The sequence below is a fragment of the Actinotalea solisilvae genome, assembly GCF_016464425.1.
GTDB lineage: Bacteria > Actinomycetota > Actinomycetes > Actinomycetales > Cellulomonadaceae > Actinotalea > Actinotalea solisilvae.
Genome location: NZ_JADDKQ010000019.1, coordinates 98,051 through 118,847, shown reverse-complemented (window position 1 = coordinate 118,847; position 20,797 = coordinate 98,051). Strand labels below are relative to the sequence as shown.

Here is a 20,797-nt window from a genome sequence, read left to right as displayed (position 1 = left end):
GGGGACGACGAGACCCCCGGGGCGGTGCGCCCGGGGGTCTCGTGGGTCGTGCGGCTACCGCGTGGCGGTCAGCCCTCGCTCGCGGCCGGCGCGGCGCTCTCGGCGCTCGCGTCGCCCTCGCCGCGACGTCCGCCGCGCGTCCGACGGCGGCTGCGCGAGCGCTTGCGCGGCGCGTCCCCGCCCTCGGTCGTGGAGCCGGCGTCGGGGCCGGTCGAGGCCTCGGCGTGCGGCGCGTGCTCGCGCGGCTCGCGGTCCTCGCGGCCCTCGCCGCGTCCGCCGCGGCCCCGGCCGCGCTCGCGGTCGCCCGTGCGGCCGCCGCGGCCCCCGTCACCTCGCCCGCCGTCGCCCCGGCCGCCGTCGCGCGGGCCGCGGTCGGAGCCGCCGCTCTTCGTGTGGCGCTTGCCGGTCTCGCCGAGGTCCTCGAGCACCTCGGCGTCCAGGCCGGCGCGCGTGCGGGCCTCCTTCGGGAGGCGGCCCTTCGTGCCCGCGGGGATGTCGAGGTCCTCGTAGAGGTGCGGGGAGCTCGAGTAGGTCTCGAGCGGCTCGGGGAACCCGAGGTCGAGCGCCCGGTCGATGAGGCCCCAGCGCGGGATGTCGTCCCAGTCGACGAACGTCACGGCCGTGCCGGTGCGGCCCGCGCGGCCCGTGCGGCCCGTGCGGTGCAGGTAGGTCTTCTCGTCCTCGGGGCACTGGTAGTTGACGACGTGCGTGACGTCGTCGACGTCGATGCCGCGCGCCGCGACGTCGGTCGCGACGAGCACGTCGATCTTGCCCGAGCGGAACGCGCGCAGCGCCTGCTCGCGCGCGCCCTGGCCGAGGTCGCCGTGGATCGCGCCGGCCGCGAAGCCGCGCTCCATGAGGTCGTCGGCGACCTTGGCGGCCGTGCGCTTGGTCCGGGCGAACACGATGGTCAGGCCGCGGCCGCGGGCCTGCAGGAGGCGCGCGAGCACCTCGACCTTGTCGAGGGCGTGCGCGCGGTAGACGACCTGCTTGATCGCCTTGAGCGTGGCGCCGCCGTCGTCGGGGTCCTGTGCGCGGATGTGGGTCGGCTGCGTCATGTACCGCCGCGCCATCGCGACGACCGCGCCCGGCATCGTGGCCGAGAAGAGCATGGTGTGGCGCGACGCGGGCGTGCGCGCCAGCAGCTTCTCGACGTCGGGCAGGAACCCGAGGTCGAGCATCTCGTCGGCCTCGTCGAGCACGACCGTGCGGGCGCGGGCGAGGTCGAGGATGCCCTGGTTCATGAGGTCGATCATGCGACCGGGCGTGCCGACGACGACCTCGGCGCCGCGCGCGAGCGCCTCGACCTGCGGCTCGTAGGCGCGGCCGCCGTAGAGCAGGACGACGCGGACCTTGCGGTGGCGCGATGCCGTCTCGAGGTCGCCCGCGACCTGCACCGCGAGTTCGCGCGTCGGGACGATGACGAGGGCCTGGGGCTTGCCGGGCGCGGGCAGCTGCTCGAAGCCGTCCTCGCCCGGCGCGACGACGTGCTCGAGCAGCGGGATGCCGAAGCCGAGGGTCTTGCCCGTGCCGGTCTTCGCCTGGCCGATGATGTCGTGCTTCGAGAGCGCGACCGGCAGCGTCATCGCCTGGATCGGGAACGGGTGGCTGATGCCCGCGTCGGACAGCGCGCGGACGATCTCCTCGCGGATGCCGAAGTCCGCGAAGGACGGGTTGTGCGCGCTCTGGACGCCCGAGGCGGACTGGCCGGCCTCGTGGACCTCGGCCGTGTCGTGGTCCTGCTCGCCGGCCGTCGGGTCGGTGGTGCTCGTGGTCATGGTGCTCCGGTTGTCGGTCCGCGGGGCCACACGCGTCCGGCGACGAGTCGTCGCACCGGAGCGGGCCGCGCCGCGGGCGGGGGCCGGCAGCCGATCGTGGAAGGCGCCGCCCGGGCGGGCGCGTCGCGCTGCGGTGGTGCTCGTCGTGCTGGGTGCAGCGTGCGCTCGCGGGCGAGGATGTCGGGACGACCGGTCAACCGATGTACGTCGACGATGCTACCGGACGACCGTCCGCCGAGGGCTAGCCTGGCCCGATGACCCTCCCCGCGGCACCGGACCCGCTCGCGCACGCCCAGCCGGCCGGGGCGGACGCCGGTCCCGCCGCGACGACCGAGGACGCCCCCGAGGCGCCGGCGGGCAGCGCGCTCGCGGTGCTCGGGATGCTCGCCTACGGCCAGCTCGCCGCGTTCTCACGTCTCGCGGCGGACGCCGCCCAGGCACCCGAGCTCGCGCAGCGGCTCGAGCTGAGCCGCCAGGCGGGCGTCGCGCTCCAGCGGCTCGAGCGGGTGCGGGCCAGGGTCGAGGAGCTGGGCGCGGAGCTCGAGCCCGTGATGGAACCGTTCGCGGGGGCGCTCGTCGAGTTCGACGAGCGCACGAGCCCGGGGAGCTGGTGGGAGCGCCTGCTCAAGGGGTACGTGGGCTACGGCGTCGCCGACGACTTCAGCCGCATCGTGGCGGCGCGCCTCGACCCGGCGAGCCGCGACCTCGTCGTCGACGCGCTCACGGACGCCGGCCACGCGGAGCTCGTCGTCGACGCCCTCGCGGGCGGTGCGACGCAGGACCCCACGCTCGCCTCGCGCCTCGCGCTGTGGGGGCGGCGCCTCGTGGGCGAGGCGCTCGGCGTCGTCCAGCGCGTGCTCGCCGACCACCCGGAGATCCGCGCGCTCGTCGAGGACGCGCCGGACGGTCAGCAGCGGCTGTTCGCGGCGCTCACGGCCGAGCACAGCCGGCGCATGGAGCGCCTGGGCCTGACGCCCTGACGCGCGGCACGCCGGGCGGACGGGCACCCCGGCGGCCGCGGTCCGCGCCGCCGGGGGTGGCCCCGTCAGAGGTTGTGGAAGCCGACCTTGCGGGCCTCGTCGCCACCGATCTCGACGTAGCCGAGCGACGCCGCGGGCACGACGATGCGCCGGCCGCGCGTGTCGGTGAGCTCGAGGGGCGCGCCGGACTCGAGCGCCGTGCGGACGTCCGCGACGACCTTCTCGGAGGTCTGGTCGGTCTCCAGCACCAGCTCCCGTGCCACGTGCTGCACACCGATCGTGATCTCCACGCCCATCGCCTCCTGAGTCCGCGTCCGGCTGCGGCGTCCGACCCACGTCGTCCGCCCGGCACCGACTGTCGCGCCCATCCTAGGCAGGGCGCCGGGGAGCGGCCGCCGGGGGCCGGTGTTGTTCGCGGCGGGCGGATCAGCCCGCGTCGGCGCCCTCGCGGTCGCGCACCAGCCCGGCCACGCCGCGCCACGCGAGCTGGGTGACGAGGTCGACGGCGTCCTCGACCCCCACGTCCTGCGTGCGGTAGCGCGAGGTCGCGGCGACCCGGGCCATGCCCACGAGGGCGGTGCTCAGCAGCTCGGCGTGCTCGAGCGGGAGCCCGGCGAGCTCGCGCAGCGCGCGGCAGATCGCGCGCGCGGCGTCGGCCGACGCCTGCTCGACGCGCGACCGGACGCCGCTGTCACGCGTGACGTCGGACTCGAAGAGCAGGGAGAACGAGTCGCCGGCCTGCTCGACGAACTCGACGTAGGCCTGGACGATGCCGCGCACGACGGCGCGCCCGCTCTGCTGCTCGCCCCGGTCCACGGCCGCGAGGGCCTCGTCGACCGCGGTCACGAGCGCCTGCCCGCGGTGGTCCACGACGGCGAGGTAGAGGTCGAGCTTCGAGGGGAAGTGGCGGTAGAGGACCGGCTTGCTCACCTCGGCGCGGTCGGCGATGTCGTCCATGGAGACGTGGTGGAAGCCCTCGCGCGCGAAGAGGTCCTGCGCCACCGCGAGCACCTGAGCCCGGCGCGCCTCGCGACCCATGCGCGTCGCGCGTGGGCGGGGCGGTGTGGGCGTCGTCACACGGCGATGCTACCGACGCGTAGCTCTGCGGGGTGAGCACGTCCGCCCTGGTCGCGAGCGGGTGCGGCGGGGCGCGGGGCGCACCCGACGGGCCGCACGAGTTCCCCGGCGCGGCGGACGGATGTCACCATGGGTCGGTGCCCCCGCCCCCCGAGACCTCCCGTCGCGCGCGCCGCGAGGCCGCCCGCACGGGCGCGCACCGTGCTCACGGGGCCCTCGGGGCGGGCGCGGCGCACGCGCGGACGACGGGTCGCACGACGCGCGCCGGGCACCTGGCCCGGCGGTTCCCGGGCGCGGCCCTCGCGCTCGCCGGCGTGCTCGCCCTCGGTGGCGGGGTCGCGACCGCGGCCGCGCTCGTCGGGCCGCCGTCGCTGACGACCGTCACGCCGACGGCCGCCGACGTCACCCGGACGGCCGAGCCGACCGTCGGCCCGCGGACGTCGCGGGGCACGAGCGCCGACGGCGTCGAGGCCACCGCGGACCGCGTGCCCCTGCCGGCCGAGGCGCTCGCGGCCACCGAGCCGCTCGTGCTTCCCGCGCCGCCCGCGACCGCCGCGACCGTCGACCCGAACGCCGTCGACGCGGCGGGGCTCACCCTCGCCGACCGCGACGCCGGCCTGCTGTCGACGGCCGTGCCGACCGCCGCGGGCGGCGACGTCGTCGTCGTCCCGGGCGTCGAGGCGGCCCCGGCCCCCGAGCGCCCGGTCCGCACGGTCCGGGTGGAGGTCGAGGCCGGGCTCGAGGTCGACGGGGCCCTCTTCGCGCGAACGGTCATGGTCACGCTCAACGACCCGCGCGGGTGGGGCGCGGACGGCTCGGTGAGCTTCGCGCGGACCGACGGCCCGGCCGACCTCGTGGTCGTGCTCGCGTCGCCCGACCTCGTCGACGACCTGTGCGCGCCGCTGGACACCGTGGGCCGCTACTCGTGCGGGACCAACGGCCGCGCGGTGCTCAACCACCTGCGCTGGGTGCAGGGCGGCAAGGACTTCCCGGACCGCACCCTCTACCGGCAGTACCTCGTCAACCACGAGGTCGGCCACCTGCTCGGCAACCGCCACGTCGAGTGCCCCGGGCCCGGCCGGCTCGCCCCGCTCATGCAGCAGCAGACCGAGACGACCGGTGCGTGCGTGGCCAACGGGTGGCCCTTCCCGGGCTGACGGCTCCCGGCCCGCGCCGCGGGTCCCGCGGGACTCAGTCGGCCGGGCCCGCCTCCCGCTCGAGGACGACCTCGGCGAGGTCGAGCGCGACGTCCCCCTGGGCCGGCTCGCCGGCCGCGAGGGCGTCGAGCCGGTCCGTGAGGTCGTCGAGCTCGCGGGCGTCGAGGTGCGCGGCCGCCCACGCGTCGGTGCGCCAGGTGCGCACGTTCATCGCGTGCAGGGCCGCCATCGAGGCGACCGCCGGGCGCAGGTGCAGCACGGCGGCGTGGACGAGCCTCGTGCCCGGGACGGACGCGGCGAGCGCGGCGAGGCGCGCGCCGACGTCGAGCGCCTGCCCGTGGTGCGCCTGCACCTGCGCGACGAGGTCGTAGTACCGCGCGAGCGTCGGGTCAGCGGAGGCGAGCCGCGCGGTCTCCTGGGCCAGCAGGCGGCCCCCCGGCGTGAGCGCCCGGGCCCACGTCCGGAGCGCCCCGGCCGGGTCGGCGAGGTGCGTGAGCAGGAAGCGTGCGAGCGCGAGCTGCGCCGGCGGTACGGGCAGCGGCGCGACCGTGACGTCGTGCTGCACGACGTCGACCCCCGCGGGGGCCTCGGCGCGCGCCCGGGCCACGTGCTCGGCGGAGCGCTCGAGCCCCGTGGTGCGCACCGCCCGGCTCGTCTCGTGCACGAGGCGGGTGGTGTGGCCGGGGCCGCAGCCCAGGTCGAGGGCGTGCTCGACGGTCGGCGGCCGCCACGCGACGAGGAGCGCGCGCGTGGGCGGGTCGAACACCTCGGCGAGCAGCGCGAGCCGGCGGGCCGCCGTCGGGCCGTCGCCGAACGTGTAGGTGTCCGGGGTGCGGGGGCTGCCCGGCGCGGGCGGCCGGCTCGGCTGCATGGCCGCAGCATCGCGTGACGAAGGCCCCTCCGTCACCGGCGGCCCGCCTGCCGGACGCCGACGGCGAGCGGCCGGCCGGCCGGGGGGGCGGCCGGGTGGGGCCGGCGTGACGCGCCGCGGGGCGGCGGGCGTGTCGGCGGCCTGTGATGGGATCTCCGCGTGACCGTGACCCTCGCCGCGCCGACGGCCCGCACCGCGTGGCCGGCGCCCGACGAGGACCAGGCCCGGGCGATCGCGCACCGCGGCCCGGCGCTGCTCGTGCGCGGCGCCGCGGGCACGGGCAGGACGACGACGGCGCTCGCGCTCGTGGCCGAGCGGGTGACGGCGGGCGAGCTGCGGGCCGACGAGGTCCTGGTGCTGGCGCCGACCCGCCGCGCGGCCGCGCGCCTGCGTGACGACCTGTCGGCGCGGCTGCGGCGCACCACGGGCCAGCCGGTCGTCCGCACCGCCGCCTCGGCCGCCTTCTCGGTGCTGCGGGCGCGCGCGTCGCTGCTGGGGGAGCCCGCGCCGACGCTCATCTCGGGGCCCGAGCAGGACCTCGTGCTCGCCGAGCTGCTCGCCGGTCACGCCGAGGGCGAGGGCGCCCGCGTCGTCTGGCCGGCGCGCGTCCCCGCGGGTGCGCTCGGGCTCCGCGCCTTCCGCGACGAGCTGCGCGACCTGCTCATGCGGGCGGCGGAGCGCGGCCTGAGGCCCGCCGAGCTCGCACGCCTCGGCGAGGAGCACGCGCGGCCCGAGTGGGTCGCCGCGGCCGCGGTGTACGCCGAGTACCTCGACGTCACGAGGCTGCGCTCGGGGACGCCCGACGCGGGCGCGCGGTACGACGCCGCGGTCGTCGTCGACGAGGCGGCCGAGGCGCTGCGCGCGTGGGACGCCGAGGTGCCGGGCGCGCCCCGGCCCGGCTGGCGGCTCGTCGTGGTCGACGACTACCAGGAGGCGACGGCCGCGACCGCGCGCCTGCTGCACGTGCTCGCCGACGGCGGTGCGGACCTCGTGCTCCTGGCGGACCCGGACGCGGCCGTGCAGACGTTCCGTGGCGCGACGCCCGCGCTCACGGAGCGCGCCGTCGTGGGCCCGGCAGGGAGCGAGCTCGGGGCCTTCGGCGCCGACGAGGTCGTCCTGCGGCGGGTCTGGCGGCACGGGGCGGCGGTGCGCCGCGTCGTCCGGGCGGTCACCGACGAGATCCGCGGACCAGGGCGCGCCCACCGCGAGGCCCTCGCCGCGACGGCCGCCGACGGCGACGTCGCGGTGCGCTTCCTCCGCTCACCCGCGCAGGAGGCCGCGTACGTCGCCCACGCGCTGCGCGCCGCCCACCTGCACGACGGCGTGCCGTGGAGCCGCATGGCGGTCGTCGTCCGGTCGGGCGCGCACGTCACCGAGCTCCGGCGCGCGCTGCTCGCGGCCCAGGTGCCGGCGGCGGTCGTCGGCAGCGACGTCGCGCTGCGCGCCGAGCCGGCGGTCCGCCCGCTGCTCCTCGCGCTCGGCGTCGCGCTCGACCCTGCGGCGCTCGACGCCGCGGTCGCGGCCGAGCTGCTCGTCTCGCCGCTCGGGGGGACGGACGCGGTGGGCCTGCGGCGCCTGCGCCGTGCGCTGCGTGCGGAGGAGCTCGCGGGCGACGGGACGCGCACGAGCGACCCGCTCCTCATGGAGGTCCTCGCGGTGCCCGAGCGCGCCGCGACGCTGCCCGCGGCCGTGCGCCGCCCCGTCCAGCGGCTCGCGGCCGTGCTGCGCGCGGGCCGGGAGGCCGCGTCGCACCGCGAGGGCACGGTGCTCGACGTGCTCTGGGCGCTCTGGTCGACGGCGGACCTCGCCGAGGCGTGGCGCCGCCGCGCGCTCGCGGGCGGTCCGGGCGGCGCGCGCGCGGACCGCGACCTCGACGCGGTGCTCGCGCTGTTCGCGGCGGCCGAGCAGTTCGTCGACCGGCTGCCCATGGCGCCCCCCGCGGCGTTCCTCGAGCACCTCGGGGCGCAGGACCTGCCGGCCGACTCGCTCGCGGCCCAGGCGGACGTCGAGGAGTCGGTGCCCGTGCTCACCGCGGCCGCCGCGGCCGGCGGGGAGTGGGACGTGTGCGTCGTGGCGGGCGTCCAGGAGGGCGTGTGGCCCGACCTGCGGCTGCGCGACTCCCTGCTCGGGGCCCAGCACCTCGTCGAGGTGCTCGCCGGTCGTGCCGTGGGGCCGTCGGGGGCGCCGGCGGTCTCGGCCGAGGCACGCGCCGCCGTGCTGGACGACGAGCTGCGTGCGTTCGCCGTCGCGCTCTCGCGGGCCCGGCGACGCGTGCTCGTCACCGCGGTCCAGGACACCGACCACCAGCCGTCCGGGCTGATCGACCTCGTCGACCCGGGGCCGGACGAGGCGGGCGAGGACCGGCGGCTGGTCACCGTGCCCTCGGCGCTCGACCTGCGTGCCGTCGTGGCGCGCTGCCGGAGCGTGCTCGAGCGCGCCGTCGCCGAGGCCCTCGACGAGGCGGGGGCGCCGGACGGCGTCGCGGCGTCCGCCCACCCCGCGGCGGTGCTCCTCGCCCGGCTCGCGGCCGAGGGCGTCCCGGGCGCGGACCCGGCGACCTGGTACGGCGTGGGCCCGTCGTCGACCGACGCACCGCTCTGGCCGGCCGACGCCGCCGTCCCGCTGTCGCCGTCGAAGCTCGAGGCCGCCGCGACGTGCGCGCTGCGCTGGGCGCTCGAGGCGGCCGGGGGCACGGCCGCCGACTCCGGCGAGCAGTCGCTGGGCACGCTCGTCCACGCGGTCGCCGCCGCCCTGCCCGAGGGGGACGAGGCCGAGCTCGCGGCGCTGCTCGACGAGCGCTGGGGCGAGCTCGGGCTCGGCGACGGCTGGGTCGGCGCGGTCCAGCGGCGCCGCGCGGACGCGATGATCCGCCTGCTCGCGGCCTACCTGCGCGGCGCGGGCGAGGTGCTCGCGGTCGAGGAGCCGTTCGCGGTCGACGTCGGCCGCGTGCGGCTCCGCGGCACGGTCGACCGCCTCGAGCGGCTGCCCGACGCGGACGACGGCACGCCGCGCGCGCGGGTGGTCGACCTCAAGACGGGCCGGTCCGCGGTGACGGCCGACGCGGTGGCGCGGCACGCGCAGCTCGGCGCCTACCAGGTCTCGCTCGACGCGGGCGCGTTCGCCGAGCGCACCGGGGGCGCGCGCAGCGGGGGCGCGGCGCTCGTGTACGTCGGCACGGGCACCCAGCGGCCCAGCCTGCGGGAGCAGGTCGCCGTGGCGGACGACGCGGAGCCCGGCTGGGCGGAGGCGCTGCTCGACGAGGTCGCCGCGACGGTGAGCGCGTCGGCGGTCGCCGCGACGGCGAACGACCTGTGCCGCACGTGCGCCGTGCGCCGGTCCTGCCCCGTGCAGCCGGAGGGCCGGGTGGTGGGCGCATGACGCTGGTGGAGACCTCCGAGGCGGTCGCGACGGGACGCCCGCGGCTCGGTGCCGCCGACGTCGCCCGGATGCTCGGGCTGCCCGAGCCCACGCCCGAGCAGGTCGCGGTCATCGAGGCGCCCCTGGAGCCGCTGCTCGTGGTCGCGGGTGCCGGGTCGGGCAAGACGGAGACGATGTCCGCGCGCGTGGTGTTCCTCATCGCCAACGGGCTCGTGCAGCCCGACCAGGTGCTGGGCCTCACGTTCACGCGCAAGGCGGCGGGCGAGCTGTCGGAGCGCGTGCGCCGCCGGCTGCGCGCGCTGCGCCTGGTCACCCGGCGCGAGCTCGACCAGCCGACCCTGGTCGTCCCCACGATCTCGACGTACAACGCCTACGCGGCGGGACTCGTCGGCGACCACGCCCTGCGCCTGGGGATCGAGCCCTCCGCACGGCTGCTGGGCGAGGCCGCCCGCTGGCAGCTCGCCCACGACGTCGTCGAGCAGTGGGCGGGCGACCTCGAGGTGGACCTGGCGCCGTCGACCGTCACGGCCGCCGTCCTCGACCTGGCGGGCGCGCTGGCCGAGCACCTCGTGGACCCGGACGCCCTGCGGGACGAGGCCGCGCGGCTCGCCGACCGGCTCGTGGCGCTCCCGCCGGCCTCCCCGTCGCGCGCCAAGGACGAGAAGCTCGTCAGGGACGTGACGACCTCGGTCCGGCTGCGCTCGCGGCTCGTCGACCTCGTCGAGGAGTTCACGCTGCGCAAGCGGCAGGGCGACCTCATCGACTTCGCGGACCAGGTCGCGCTCGCGGCCCGCCTCGCGCGCGAGGTGCCCGAGGTGGGCGCGGGGGAGCGCGCCCGGTTCGCCGTCGTGCTCCTGGACGAGTACCAGGACACGTCGGTCGCCCAGCTCAGCCTCCTGCGGCACCTCTTCGGGGGCGCGTCCGACGGCGTCGGCCACCCGGTCACGGCGGTCGGGGACCCGCACCAGTCGATCTACGGCTGGCGCGGGGCGAGCGCGGGCGGCCTCGAGCGCTTCCCGCTCGACTTCCCGCTCGGCCACGGCCACGACGGCCCGGTGCCCGCGCCGCACCGCGCGCTGTCGACGTCGTGGCGCAACGACGAGGCGGTCCTCACGGTGGCGAACGCGACCGCGGCGCCGCTGCGCGACGCGGCGCGGCTCGCCCCCGGCGGCGTGACCCTGCCCGAGCTGCGGCCCCGGCCCGGCGCAGGCCCGGGGGAGGTCGCGGCCGCGTTCCTCGAGACGGTCGACGACGAGGCGCGCGCGGTCGCCGCGTTCGTCCGGGCTCGGCGCGAGAGCGCCGACGGCTCCCCGCGCACCGCCGCGGTGCTGTGCCGCAAGCGGTCCCAGTTCGCGCCCCTCCAGGCGGCGCTGCTCGACGCCGGCCTGCCGGTCGAGGTCGTCGGCCTCGGCGGCCTGCTCAGCGCGCCCGAGGTCGTCGACGTCGTCGCCGCGCTCGAGGCCGCGCACGACCCCTCGCGCGGCGACTCGCTCATGCGCCTGCTCACCGGTCCGCGGGCCCGGCTCGGCCTCGCCGACCTCCACGCGCTCGCCGACTGGTCGCGGGAGAGCCACGACGGCGCGCCCGGGCGCGGTCCGGGCGCCGGGGACGTCGCGGACGAGCGCAGCATCGTGGACGCGCTCGACGCGCTGCCCCGCCCCGGCTGGGTGAGCCGGCAGGGGCGGACCCTCTCCGCGGCCGGGCGCGCGCGCCTCGAGGACGTCGCGACGGCCCTGCGGGCGCTGCGCGGGCTCACCTTCCTGCCCGTGGTCGACCTCGTCGCGGAGGCCGAGCGGCTGCTCGGCCTGGACATCGAGGTCGCGGCCCGTCCGGGCGTCGCCCCCGCGACGGCGCGCGCGAACCTCGACGCGTTCCGCTCGGTGGCCGGAGGGTTCAGCGACACCGAGGGTGGCACGCTGGGCGCCTTCCTCGCGTGGCTCGAGGCCGCGCAGCGCGAGGAGCGCGGGCTCGAGGCGCCGGTCGGCGACATGGACCCGGGTGCGGTCCAGCTGCTCACGGTCCACGCGGCCAAGGGGCTCGAGTGGGACGTCGTCGCCGTGCCCGGCCTGGTCGAGCGCACGTTTCCCATGGCGCCGCGCACGTCCGGCTGGATCAAGGACCACGGCGCGCTGCCGACGGCGCTGCGCGGCGACCGCGACAGCCTGCCCGACGTCGAGCTCGCGGTCGCGACCGACCGGGGCGACGCCGCCCGCCGGCTCGAGCAGTACGTCGCCGACCACGCGACGCACCAGCTCGGAGAGGAGCGGCGCCTCGCGTACGTCGCGCTCACCCGGGCACGGCGGAGCCTGCTGGTCACCGGGTCGGTGTGGCGCGACGGCCGGCGCCCGACGGCGCCGTCGGTGTTCCTCCACGAGGTCGTCGAGGCGGTCGGCCCGGGCTGCGTGCTCGAGTGGGCGCAGGACCCGGCGGCGCCCGACGAGCACGGCACGCCGCGGACGCCGGTCAAGCCCGCACCGGTCGTCGCGGCCGCGCCCGTCTGGCCGGCGGCGGCGCCCTTCGGCACGCGGCGCCACGCGGTGCTCGAGCAGGCGGCCGACGCCGTCCGCGCCGCGGTCGCCGCGCGCGGCTCCGGGGCCGGCGGCGCGGTCCCCGGCGGCCCTGGCCCGGGGTCGGGGGACCCGGCGCTCGCCGAGCTCGAGGACGTCGTCGAGACCCTGCTCGAGGAGCGTCGGCGGGGCAGGGCGGGGCGCTCGACCGTCGCGCTGCCGGCCCACCTGTCCGCGTCCGCGCTCGTGCGCCTCGCCTCGGACCGGGACGCCTACGCGCTCCAGCTGCGCCGGCCCGTCCCGCTCGCGCCCTCGACCGAGGCGCGCCGCGGGACCGCCTTCCATGCGTGGGTCGAGCAGTACTACGGCGCCGCCGCGCTCGTCGACGTCGACGCGCTGCCGGGCGCGGACGACGCGACCGCCGACCCGCTCGACCTCGAGGCGCTGCGCGCGACGTTCCTCGCGTCCGAGTGGGCGGTGCGGACCCCGAGCGCGGTCGAGGTCGACGTGGAGACCCCGGTCGGCGGCGTGGTGCTGCGCTCGAGGATCGACGCGGTCTTCCCCGAGCCCGACGGCGGCGTCGTCGTCGTCGACTGGAAGACGGGCCGGCCGCCCACCGACGCCGCGGCCGCCACGACGCGCGAGCTGCAGCTGTCGGTGTACCGCCTCGCCTGGTCCCGGTGGACGGGGACGCCTCTCGAGAAGGTCCGGGCCGCGTTCTTCTACGTCGCGACGGGCACGACCGTCCGGCCCGAGCGCCTGCTCGGCGCCGCCGAGATCGAGGCCGTCCTGCGCGCCGACCTCGCCTGAGGCGAGATCGAGGCCGTCCTGCGCGCCGACCTCGCCCGAGGCGGCGGCCGCGTCAGCGGGCGGGGCGGCCCGCGTCGTCCGCGCCGTCCGCGTCCACGCCGTCCCCGTCGACCGTGCCGTCGCCGCCAGGACCAGCGGCCTCGGGATCCGCGTCCCCGGCCCCCGCGTCCACGGCGTCTGCCTCCGCATGCTCGGGCCCCGTGCCTGCGGCCTCCGCGGCCTCCGCGTGCTCGGGCCCCGCGTCCTCGGGCCCGGTGCCTGCGGCCTCAGCGCCCTCCGCGTCCACCTCGGCGAGGTCCGCCGTGTCCGGGTCCGCGTCCCCGGTGCCCGCGTCCTCGGAGCCCGTGGCCCCTGGCTCGTGGGCGTCAGGGGCCGGGGTGGTGGGACCGGCGGCCTCGCCGTCGGCGGCGGTGCCCGTGGAGGGTGTCCCGAGGGTCCAGCCGGCCGCGGCGGGGGCGGGCGCCGGCTCCGGTGCCTCCTCGGCCGTGTGCTCGGCGAGGTCCGCGAGCATCGCCGTCGCGTCGTCGACGACCGCGGCGTCGTCGGCGCGCACGCCGTGCAGGAGCCACCGCGCGAGCGCGAGCTCGCCCGCCAGCAGGGCGCGTGCCGCGAGGTGGCGGTCGGACAGCTCGGTCCGGCGCAGGTTGTACGCCTCGAGGATGGGGTCGACGCCCTCCTGCGGCGCCGCGACGAGCAGCCAGGCGAGGTCGTCGGCCGGGTCCGCCACCTTGGCCTCGGACCACCCGAGGACTCCCGAGACCTCCGTGCCCGAGCAGAGCACGTGCTCGGCCGACAGGTCGCCGTGCACTACCGTCGGGCGGAAGCGCCACATCGCGACGTCCTCCAGCGCGCGCTCCCAGCGCCGCAGCAGCGCCGTCGGCACGTGGCCCGTGCGCGCGGCCTCGTCGACCTCGGCGAGGCGCCGCTGGCGGTAGGCCTCGGCGTCGTACACGGGCAGGCCGGCGTCCTCGACGAGCGCGACGGGCAGCTCGTGCAGCGCGGCGATCGCCCGGCCGACCGACGCCGCGAGGCCCGGACCGGGCCCGAGGAGCTCGAGGCGCAGCGGTCGCCCGCGCAGCTGGGGGTGCACGACGGCGCGGCCACCCTCCGGCAGCGGCGCGAAGCCGCCGGGCCGCGGCACGTCGAAGGGCAGGTCGCCGCCGTCGACGTGCGCGACGAGCGACTGGAGCAGCGCGACCTCGGCCTCGAGCGCGGCCCCCGCGGCGGCGTCCTGCGGCGCGCGCACGACCCACCGCCGCCCGGTCGCGTCGATGACCACGGCGGTGTCGACACCCGCGGCGGGGTGCGCCGGGCGACGCACGTCGAACGCGTCGAGCCCGGGCACGGCGACGGTCGCGAGGGCCGCGAGGGCGAGCGGGGAGCGGGGCACGCGCCCACGGTAGGCGTCCGGCGGGACGCGGGCGACGTGCGCCGAGGGCGTGTCCGAATCTGGTGCGCACGCCGACCGCGCGCGCCGACCCGCGGGCGCCCGTCGGTGGGCGGGGCGGGCGCCACGTACGGTGACCCCGTGGACTGGACCCGACTGCCCCTGGCCCGCGCGGGGGTCGACCGTGCCGCCCACCGCCGCACCGAGGACGGGCTCCTCGAGCGCCTCGGCGCGGCGCCCACCACGCGCGTCCTCGTGGTCGCCGACGGACGCCTCGCGACGCTCGCCGGCCCGGGCGGCACCAGCCTCGACCTGCGCTCGCCGGCCGAGGCGCGCGCGGCGCTCGCGGACCGCCCGGCCGACGCCGAGCCCCCGCTCGCCCTCTTCCTCGGCTCCGACGACGACGTCGACTACGTCGCGTGGGTCGTCGCCGAGGCCCCGGGCGGAGCGGTGGACCTCGAGGGCGTCCCGGCGGGGGCGCCGGACGACGACGGCGGCCGGGAGCCCAGGACCACGCGCGGCTGGTCGGTGCTGCGCGACGTCGGGCACGCCCTGCCCGACCGCGACGCGGGGCTCGCCGCGGCCGCCGTCGGGCTCGCGGCCTGGCACGAGCGGCACCCGCGCTGCGCGCGCTGCGGCGCGCCGACGAGGTCGTCGTCGGCGGGCTGGACCCGCACGTGCACCGCGGACGGCTCCGACCACTACCCGCGCACCGACCCCGCCGTGATCATGGCCGTCGTCGACGCCGACGACCGGCTGCTCCTCGGGCACGCCGCGCACTGGCCCGCCCGGCGCTTCTCGACGCTCGCGGGCTACGTCGAGCCGGGGGAGTCGCTCGAGGCCGCCGTGCGGCGCGAGGTGGCGGAGGAGGTCGGCGTCGAGGTCGGCGCCGTCGAGTACCGGGGCAGCCAGCCCTGGCCGTTCCCCGCGTCGCTCATGCTCGCGTTCGTGGCGCACGCGACCTCGACCGCCCTCGCCGTCGACGGGGTCGAGGTCACGCAGGCACGGTGGTTCACGCGCGCCGAGCTCGGGGCGGCGGTGGGCTCGGGCGAGGTGCTCCTGCCGATGCGCACGTCCGTGGCCCGTGCGCTCGTCGAGGAGTGGTTCGGCGGCCCGCTCGCGGGAGGCTGACGGGCCGCCAGCGGTCGGCGGGTCCCGCCGTCAGCGGGCCAGGCGCTCCTGGACCTGGGCCAGGGACGGGTTGGTCGCGGCGCTGCCGTCCGGGAACAGGACGGTCGGGACGGTCTGGTTGCCGCCGTTGACCTTCTCGACGAACTCGGCCGCGCCGGGGTGCTCCTCGATGTTGACCTCGGCGTAGGCGACACCCGCGGCGTCCATCTGCGACTTGAGCCGGCGGCAGTACCCGCACCAGGTGGTCGAGTACATCGTCACGGTCCCGGCGGCCGGCAGGGCGGTCGTCGTGTCGCTCATCGTTCTCCTCGGGTCGTCCGTCGTCCTGTGGTGGTGCGCGTGCGGCCCGCTGTGCGGGCCGTCGGGTGCTCCAACCATCATCGCCGCCGGTTGCTTCCCCGTCGTCCCGACCTGGCGGGCTGGCGGGCTGGCGGCCACCGAGGGGGCCCGGTCCGCGGACCGGGACGGGCGCCGATGCACGGGCCCGCCGTGTCGGCGCCGGCTGCGAGACTGGGCCCGATGTCCCCCGACCAGCTCCTCGACGCCCTCGACCCCGACCAGCGCGAGGTCGCCGTCGCGCTCACGGGCCCCGTCTGCGTGCTCGCCGGCGCGGGCACGGGCAAGACGCGCGCCATCACGCACCGCATCGCGTACGGCGTCCGCACGGGGACCTACGCGCCGACGGGCGTCCTCGCGGTGACGTTCACGGCCCGTGCCGCGGGGGAGATGCGCGCGCGCCTGCGCGAGCTCGGCGTCGCGGGCGTCCAGGCGCGGACGTTCCACGCCGCGGCCCTGCGGCAGCTCTCGTTCTTCTGGCCCCAGGTCGTGGGCGGCGCGCCGCCGCGCGTGCTCGACCACAAGGCGCCGGTCGTGGCCGAGGCCGCGCACCGCCTCGGGCTCGGCGTCGACCGGCTCAGCGTGCGGGACCTGGCCTCGGAGATCGAGTGGTCGAAGGTCAGCCTCGTCTCGGCGGACGACTACGTCCGCGCGGCGTCCGCGACCGGCCGGCCCTCGCCCGCGGGCTACGACCGCGCGACGGTCGCGCGCCTCATCGCCGCGTACGAGGAGGCGAAGGACGCCCGCGGCGTCATCGACTTCGAGGACGTCCTGACGATGCTCGGGCACGTCCTCGAGAGCCGCCCGGACGTCGCCGAGACGGTCCGCCGACAGTACCGCCACTTCGTGGTCGACGAGTACCAGGACGTCTCCCCGGCCCAGCAGTACCTCCTCGACCAGTGGCTCGGGGGTCGCACCGAGCTGTGCGTCGTCGGCGACCCGAGCCAGACGATCTACTCCTTCACGGGCGCGACGCCGCACCACCTGCTGACGTTCGGCCGCCGCTTCCCGGGCGCGCAGGTGGTGCGCCTCGTGCGCGACTACCGCTCGACCCCGCAGGTGGTCGACGTCGCGAACCGCCTGCTGGCCGCCACGGGCCGCCGCCGGGGGTCGGGCCTCGAGCTCCTCGCGCAGCGGCCGTCGGGGCCGCCCGTGGGCTACACGACGTACGACGACGACGAGGCGGAGGCCGCCGGGATCGCCGCGCGCATCGGCCGCCTGGTCGCCGCCGGCACCCCCGCGCGCGAGATCGCCGTGCTCTACCGCACCAACGGCCAGTCCGAGGCGTTCGAGCAGGCGCTCGCGGACGCGGGCATCGGCTACCTCGTGCGCGGCGGCGAGCGCTTCTTCGCGCGCAAGGAGGTGCGCGACGCGATCGTGCTCCTGCGCGGCGCGGCCCGGTCGACGGCGGACATCCCCCTCGGGGAGGCCGTCCGCGACGTGCTCACGGGCGCGGGCTGGTCGCCGGAACCCCCCGCGGCGCGTGGCGCGGTGCGGGAGCGCTGGGACTCGCTCCAGGCGCTCGTGGGCCTCGCGGACGAGCTCGCGACCGCCGCCGGCGAGGACCGGCGCGTCACGGTCGCCGACCTCGTCGGCGAGCTCGACGAGCGGGCCGCGGCCCAGCACGCGCCCGCGGTCGAGGGCGTGACGCTGGCGTCCCTGCACGCGGCCAAGGGCCTCGAGTGGGACGCGGTCTTCCTCGCGGGTCTCAGCGAGGGGCTGCTGCCGATCTCGCTCGCGGAGACCGACGACGCGGTCGCCGAGGAGCGCCGGCTCCTCTACGTCGGCGTGACGCGGGCCCGCGAGCACCTCGAGCTGAGCTTCGCGCGCGCCCGGCACCCGGGCGGCCGGGCCGGCCGGCGGCGCAGCCGCTTCCTCGACGGCATCTGGCCCGACGGCGACGCGCGCCGGCGCACGGGCACCGCGGGCGGGTCGCGGACCGCGGGTCCGCGCGGCGACCTCGACCCGGCGCTCGTCGGCGCGCTCCGCGAGTGGCGCCAGGGCGTGGCCGCCGCGACCGACAAGCCGGCGTTCACCGTCCTGGGGGACGCGGTCCTCGACGGCATCGCCGAGCAGCGCCCGACGACGGTCGCCGAGCTCGCGCGCGTCCGGGGGATCGGCCCGGCGAAGATCGACCGGTACGGACCGGCGGTCCTCGCGATCGTCGCGCAGCACCGCTGACCGCCCCCGGAGGGGGACCGGCGGGGGCCGGGAAAAACTTCTCGAAGTTCTCGGCTAATTCGGTTGTCCGGCCTGTGGCGGCACCTCTAGGGTTTCTCACGTCCTTGTTGGAGGTCGTGCCGAAGAGGCGAGACCTGAGCCGGAGAGGGGGTGGGTGCACTGATGGACACGATGACCGTGGTGACGTTCGGCGGCTTTGCCTCGAACGCTGTGCCGCGTCCGGCCGCACCCATCCAGATCTCCGTGCAGGGGACGGGTGTGCCCGCAGCCGGCATCGGCGTGCGACTTCGTTCGCGGCGCACCACGTCCACCGAGCACGACTCCGTCCCCAGGGCACCTCTGGTCTGACCGACCAGAACGCACCGGCCGCGGAGTCCACTCGGGACCCGCGGCCTTTCTCGTCCTCCGCCCCGGCGGTCGGCACAGGTCGCGGTCCCCACACCGCAAGACCAGCTGATCAACTCCGGACCAGGAGGACCACCGTGCGGCTCACCACGCTGCTCGACACCCTGAACGACAGCGGCTCCGGCCCGTGGCCCACGAGCCGCCCGACCACGACGACGGCCCCTTCCGAGGCCGAGACCTTCGACCAGCTGGTCGCCACGCTCATCCCGTGCCGGGAGTACGACTCCGAGCTCTGGTTCGCCGAGTCCACCGCGGACGTCGAGCGGGCGAAGGCCCTGTGCCACCAGTGCCCCCTGCGCGAGGGCTGCCTCCAGGGCGCCGTCGCACGCCAGGAGCCCTGGGGCGTCTGGGGTGGCGAGGTCTTCATCGGTGGCGTCGTCGTCCCGCGGAAGCGCGGCCGTGGCCGTCCTCGCAAGGACGAGACCTCGGCGGCGTGACGCGGGACCCGCGCACCGTCGTCGTCACGCACGGCCCCGGCAGGTCCGCCTGCCGGGGCCGTCCGTGCGTCCTCAGCCGCCCGCGGTCGTGACGACCGGGGCGCGGCACCCGCAGGCGTCCTGGGGGTCCCACGCGACCCGGCGCGGCACGGCGTCGGGCAGCGCGACGACGAGCGCCGCGTCGTGCGTGGCGACCGGCCTTCCGTCGAGGTGCGCGAGCGCCTGCGCGGCCGCGAGCGCCGCCGACGTCGCGGCCAGCGTCGTCTCCTCCACGACCGGGGGAGTGCGCGTGAGCTGGGCCGCCAGGGTCGGCCAGCACGCGTCGAGCCGGCTGCGCTCGAGGTCGAGGCAGCCCAGGCACGCGGTCACCCCGGGCCGCACGAGCGGGCCGACGAGCACCGAGGCCTCGCGCAGCACGACGGACAGGTGCACCGCGCCCTGGTCCTGGAGCGCGGTGTAGCGCACCGGGTCCGCCGCGTGGTGCTCGACGAGCACGGTGAGGTCCGCGCCGTCGACCGCACCCGTGCGCACGCCCGGCGCGACGCCGTGCAGGTGGCGCGCCGCGGCGGTGGTCCGCGCCAGGCCCACGTCCTCGAGGCGCAGCCCGCCGACGCCGACGTCGTGCCTGGTGACGGTCCCGGGGTCGACGAGCGCGACCGTGCCCACGCCCGCGGTGGCGAGCAGCGCCGCGACCGCCGTCCCCGTCCGTCCGAGACCGTGGACGGCCACGGTCGCCGCCGCCCGGCGCGCGGCCGTCCCGGACGCGTCCCCGTCGGCGTCGAGCAGCGCCCACGCGGTCTCGTCGCCGGGAGCCGGGGACGCGCGGACGAGGAGCCGCGCGGCCTCGAGGTGGCCGAGGACGGCGCTGACCTCGGGCTCGGGCGATCCCGCGCGTCGCAGCGCGGTGACGACGGCGCGGCGGTCGGCGCCCGGTCCCAGCGCGGCGAGCGCGCGTGCCGCCGGCGGTCCGAGGTCCTCGAGCGCGACCGACCACCGCGCGTCCGTGCCGATCTGGACGCTCGTGGCGCTGCGCCACAGCACGGGCAGGCCGGCTCGCAGCCGTGGCGCCGTCTCGTCGGTACCGCGTCCGTCGCGTGCGCCCACCTGGTCCTCCCGTCGCCCGCCGGCCGTCGGCGGCGCACCCAGCCTGCCGGGGCGTCGGCATCCGGGACGGTCGTCCACAGGCCGCGGCCCGACGGACCGGCCCCGGACGCGCGAGAGGCGGCTCCCGTCGGGGAGCCGCCTCTCGAGGACCGTCAGACCTGGGGATCAGGCCTTGCCGAGGATCCGGTTGAGCTTGGTGCCGCACACGGGGCACACGCCCTTGGCCATCTTGCGGCCGTTCGCGACGACGACGTCGCCCTCGGCCTCACGCTTCTCCTTGCACTTCACGCAGTAGAACTCGCCCTTGTAGGTCTCGTCGGCCATGAGGTGTCTCCGTTCGAAAGGCTTGCGCACCGGACGTGATCGACCCGGCCGGCTCCGTGCGCCGCGACCGGGGGTCGGTCGGGCGTCATCGTGCACCGACAGCGTAGTGCGCACGGCGCACGGCGCACGTGCGGGGGGCTGCACGGCGCGCCGCACGGGCCGCGCTTCACCCGTGCGCGAGGGCCCGCGGGGCGCCGCACGGCCCGCGGCCGTCCCCAGGCCGGGCGGACGTCCTGTGCGCAGGGCGCGCCGCGGGCTAGCGTGCTGCCGTGGCCGCGCCCCGCACCCCGCTCGACGACGTCGTCGACGCCGCGCTCGCCGACGTCGAGGTCCGGCGCAGCCGGCGCCGCGTCCGCACGGTGACCGCCTACCGCGAGGAGGGCCGCATCGTCGTCGCGATCCCCGCGCGCTTCACGCGCGCGCAGGAGCGCGAGTGGGTCCGGCGCATGGTGACCCGGCTCGCGTCGCAGGAGGTCAAGCGCCGCCCCTCCGACGTCGAGCTCGCGCGGCGGGCGGCGGAGCTCTCGGAGCGCTACCTCGGCGGCCGGGCCCGGCCCACCAGCGTGCGCTGGTCGACGCAGCAGGGTCGCCGGTGGGGGTCGTGCACGCCGTCGGAGGGGTCGATCCGGATCTCGACGCGCGTGCGCGGCATGCCGCGCTGGGTGCTCGACTACGTGCTGCTGCACGAGCTCGCGCACCTGCTCCAGGGCGGGCACGGTCCGGAGTTCTGGGCGCTCGTCGACGCGTACCCGCGCACCGAGCGCGCGCGCGGCTTCCTCGAGGGGTTCGCGTTCGCGACGGACGCCCGGGGCGCGGCCCCGCCGGACCCGGACCCCGACGACGGCGCCCCGGCGCAGGACGACGACGTCCTCGACGTCACGCCGGACCCGGAGGAGCTCGTCGCGCGGGCGGACGCCCCGCCGGACGGCTCGCC

16 protein-coding genes and 1 pseudogene are annotated in these 20,797 nt (G+C 78.1%); 9 read left to right on the top strand and 8 right to left on the bottom strand.

Annotated features, from left to right (window positions below):
• Window positions 1-68: 68 nt before the first annotated feature.
• On the bottom strand, window positions 69-1,778 hold the full coding sequence (locus JIG38_RS15035) for a DEAD/DEAH box helicase (protein WP_199424632.1): 1,710 nt from the start codon (window positions 1,776-1,778) through the stop codon (window positions 69-71).
• Window positions 1,779-2,032: 254 nt separating this feature from the next.
• Here JIG38_RS15035 and JIG38_RS15030 point away from each other — a divergent pair, with 254 nt between their 5' ends.
• Window positions 2,033-2,758: a ferritin-like fold-containing protein gene (locus JIG38_RS15030; RefSeq protein ID WP_199424631.1), complete on the top strand. Its 726-nt coding sequence runs from the start codon at window positions 2,033-2,035 to the stop codon at window positions 2,756-2,758.
• Between the two features lie 65 nt (window positions 2,759-2,823).
• On the opposite strand, the gene JIG38_RS15025 is transcribed toward JIG38_RS15030, so the two are convergent.
• Window positions 2,824-3,054 carry a DUF3107 domain-containing protein gene (locus JIG38_RS15025; RefSeq protein ID WP_233405067.1) on the bottom strand — a complete coding sequence of 77 codons (231 nt, stop codon included), beginning with the start codon at window positions 3,052-3,054 and terminating at the stop codon, window positions 2,824-2,826.
• A gap of 130 nt (window positions 3,055-3,184) precedes the next feature.
• Window positions 3,185-3,835 (bottom strand): TetR/AcrR family transcriptional regulator, encoded by a 651-nt coding sequence (locus JIG38_RS15020; protein ID WP_307844957.1) that lies wholly within the window; start codon window positions 3,833-3,835, stop codon window positions 3,185-3,187.
• Window positions 3,836-3,972: 137 nt separating this feature from the next.
• Here JIG38_RS15020 and JIG38_RS15015 point away from each other — a divergent pair, with 137 nt between their 5' ends.
• On the top strand, window positions 3,973-4,992 hold the full coding sequence (locus JIG38_RS15015) for a DUF3152 domain-containing protein (RefSeq protein WP_199424629.1): 1,020 nt from the start codon (window positions 3,973-3,975) through the stop codon (window positions 4,990-4,992).
• 34 nt (window positions 4,993-5,026) lie between these two features.
• Here JIG38_RS15015 and JIG38_RS15010 read toward each other — a convergent pair whose 3' ends face one another.
• Window positions 5,027-5,863: a class I SAM-dependent methyltransferase gene (locus JIG38_RS15010; RefSeq protein ID WP_199424628.1), complete on the bottom strand. Its 837-nt coding sequence runs from the start codon at window positions 5,861-5,863 to the stop codon at window positions 5,027-5,029.
• A gap of 159 nt (window positions 5,864-6,022) precedes the next feature.
• Between JIG38_RS15010 and JIG38_RS15005 the strand changes: the two genes are divergently transcribed.
• Entirely contained in the window at window positions 6,023-9,241 is a 3,219-nt protein-coding gene (locus JIG38_RS15005) for an ATP-dependent helicase (protein ID WP_199424627.1), read from the top strand.
• Window positions 9,238-12,558 carry an ATP-dependent helicase gene (locus JIG38_RS15000; RefSeq protein ID WP_199424626.1) on the top strand — a complete coding sequence of 1,107 codons (3,321 nt, stop codon included), beginning with the start codon at window positions 9,238-9,240 and terminating at the stop codon, window positions 12,556-12,558. The genes JIG38_RS15005 and JIG38_RS15000 overlap by 4 nt, the downstream gene beginning before the upstream one ends.
• A gap of 52 nt (window positions 12,559-12,610) precedes the next feature.
• On the opposite strand, the gene JIG38_RS20350 is transcribed toward JIG38_RS15000, so the two are convergent.
• Entirely contained in the window at window positions 12,611-13,948 is a 1,338-nt protein-coding gene (locus JIG38_RS20350; RefSeq protein ID WP_307844956.1) for a phosphotransferase, read from the bottom strand.
• Between the two features lie 138 nt (window positions 13,949-14,086).
• Between JIG38_RS20350 and nudC the strand changes: the two genes are divergently transcribed.
• Entirely contained in the window at window positions 14,087-15,076 is a 990-nt protein-coding gene (gene nudC, locus JIG38_RS14990) for an NAD(+) diphosphatase (RefSeq protein WP_199424625.1), read from the top strand.
• 30 nt (window positions 15,077-15,106) lie between these two features.
• On the opposite strand, the gene JIG38_RS14985 is transcribed toward nudC, so the two are convergent.
• Window positions 15,107-15,376, bottom strand: a complete 270-nt coding sequence (locus tag JIG38_RS14985; RefSeq protein ID WP_199424624.1) for a mycoredoxin — start codon at window positions 15,374-15,376, stop codon at window positions 15,107-15,109.
• Window positions 15,377-15,595: 219 nt separating this feature from the next.
• Here JIG38_RS14985 and JIG38_RS14980 point away from each other — a divergent pair, with 219 nt between their 5' ends.
• From JIG38_RS14980 to JIG38_RS14970, 3 genes are all read left to right on the top strand, one after another.
• Window positions 15,596-17,593 (top strand): ATP-dependent helicase, encoded by a 1,998-nt coding sequence (locus tag JIG38_RS14980; protein WP_199424623.1) that lies wholly within the window; start codon window positions 15,596-15,598, stop codon window positions 17,591-17,593.
• 162 nt (window positions 17,594-17,755) lie between these two features.
• Window positions 17,756-17,941: a hypothetical protein gene (locus tag JIG38_RS14975; protein WP_199424622.1), complete on the top strand. Its 186-nt coding sequence runs from the start codon at window positions 17,756-17,758 to the stop codon at window positions 17,939-17,941.
• A 134-nt stretch (window positions 17,942-18,075) separates the two neighbouring features.
• Entirely contained in the window at window positions 18,076-18,435 is a 360-nt protein-coding gene (locus JIG38_RS14970) for a WhiB family transcriptional regulator (RefSeq protein WP_199424621.1), read from the top strand.
• Window positions 18,436-18,507: 72 nt separating this feature from the next.
• Here JIG38_RS14970 and JIG38_RS20345 read toward each other — a convergent pair whose 3' ends face one another.
• The gene (locus JIG38_RS20345) at window positions 18,508-19,539 is read right to left on the bottom strand and encodes a ThiF family adenylyltransferase (RefSeq protein WP_199424620.1); all 1,032 of its coding nucleotides are present in this window, start codon (window positions 19,537-19,539) and stop codon (window positions 18,508-18,510) included.
• A gap of 165 nt (window positions 19,540-19,704) precedes the next feature.
• Entirely contained in the window at window positions 19,705-19,863 is a 159-nt protein-coding gene (locus JIG38_RS14960; RefSeq protein ID WP_199424619.1) for a DUF5679 domain-containing protein, read from the bottom strand.
• 269 nt (window positions 19,864-20,132) lie between these two features.
• Between JIG38_RS14960 and JIG38_RS20340 the strand changes: the two are divergent.
• Window positions 20,133-20,702: pseudogene (locus tag JIG38_RS20340) on the top strand (M48 metallopeptidase family protein); the annotation flags it as partial.
• Between the last annotated feature and the right edge of the window lie 95 nt (window positions 20,703-20,797).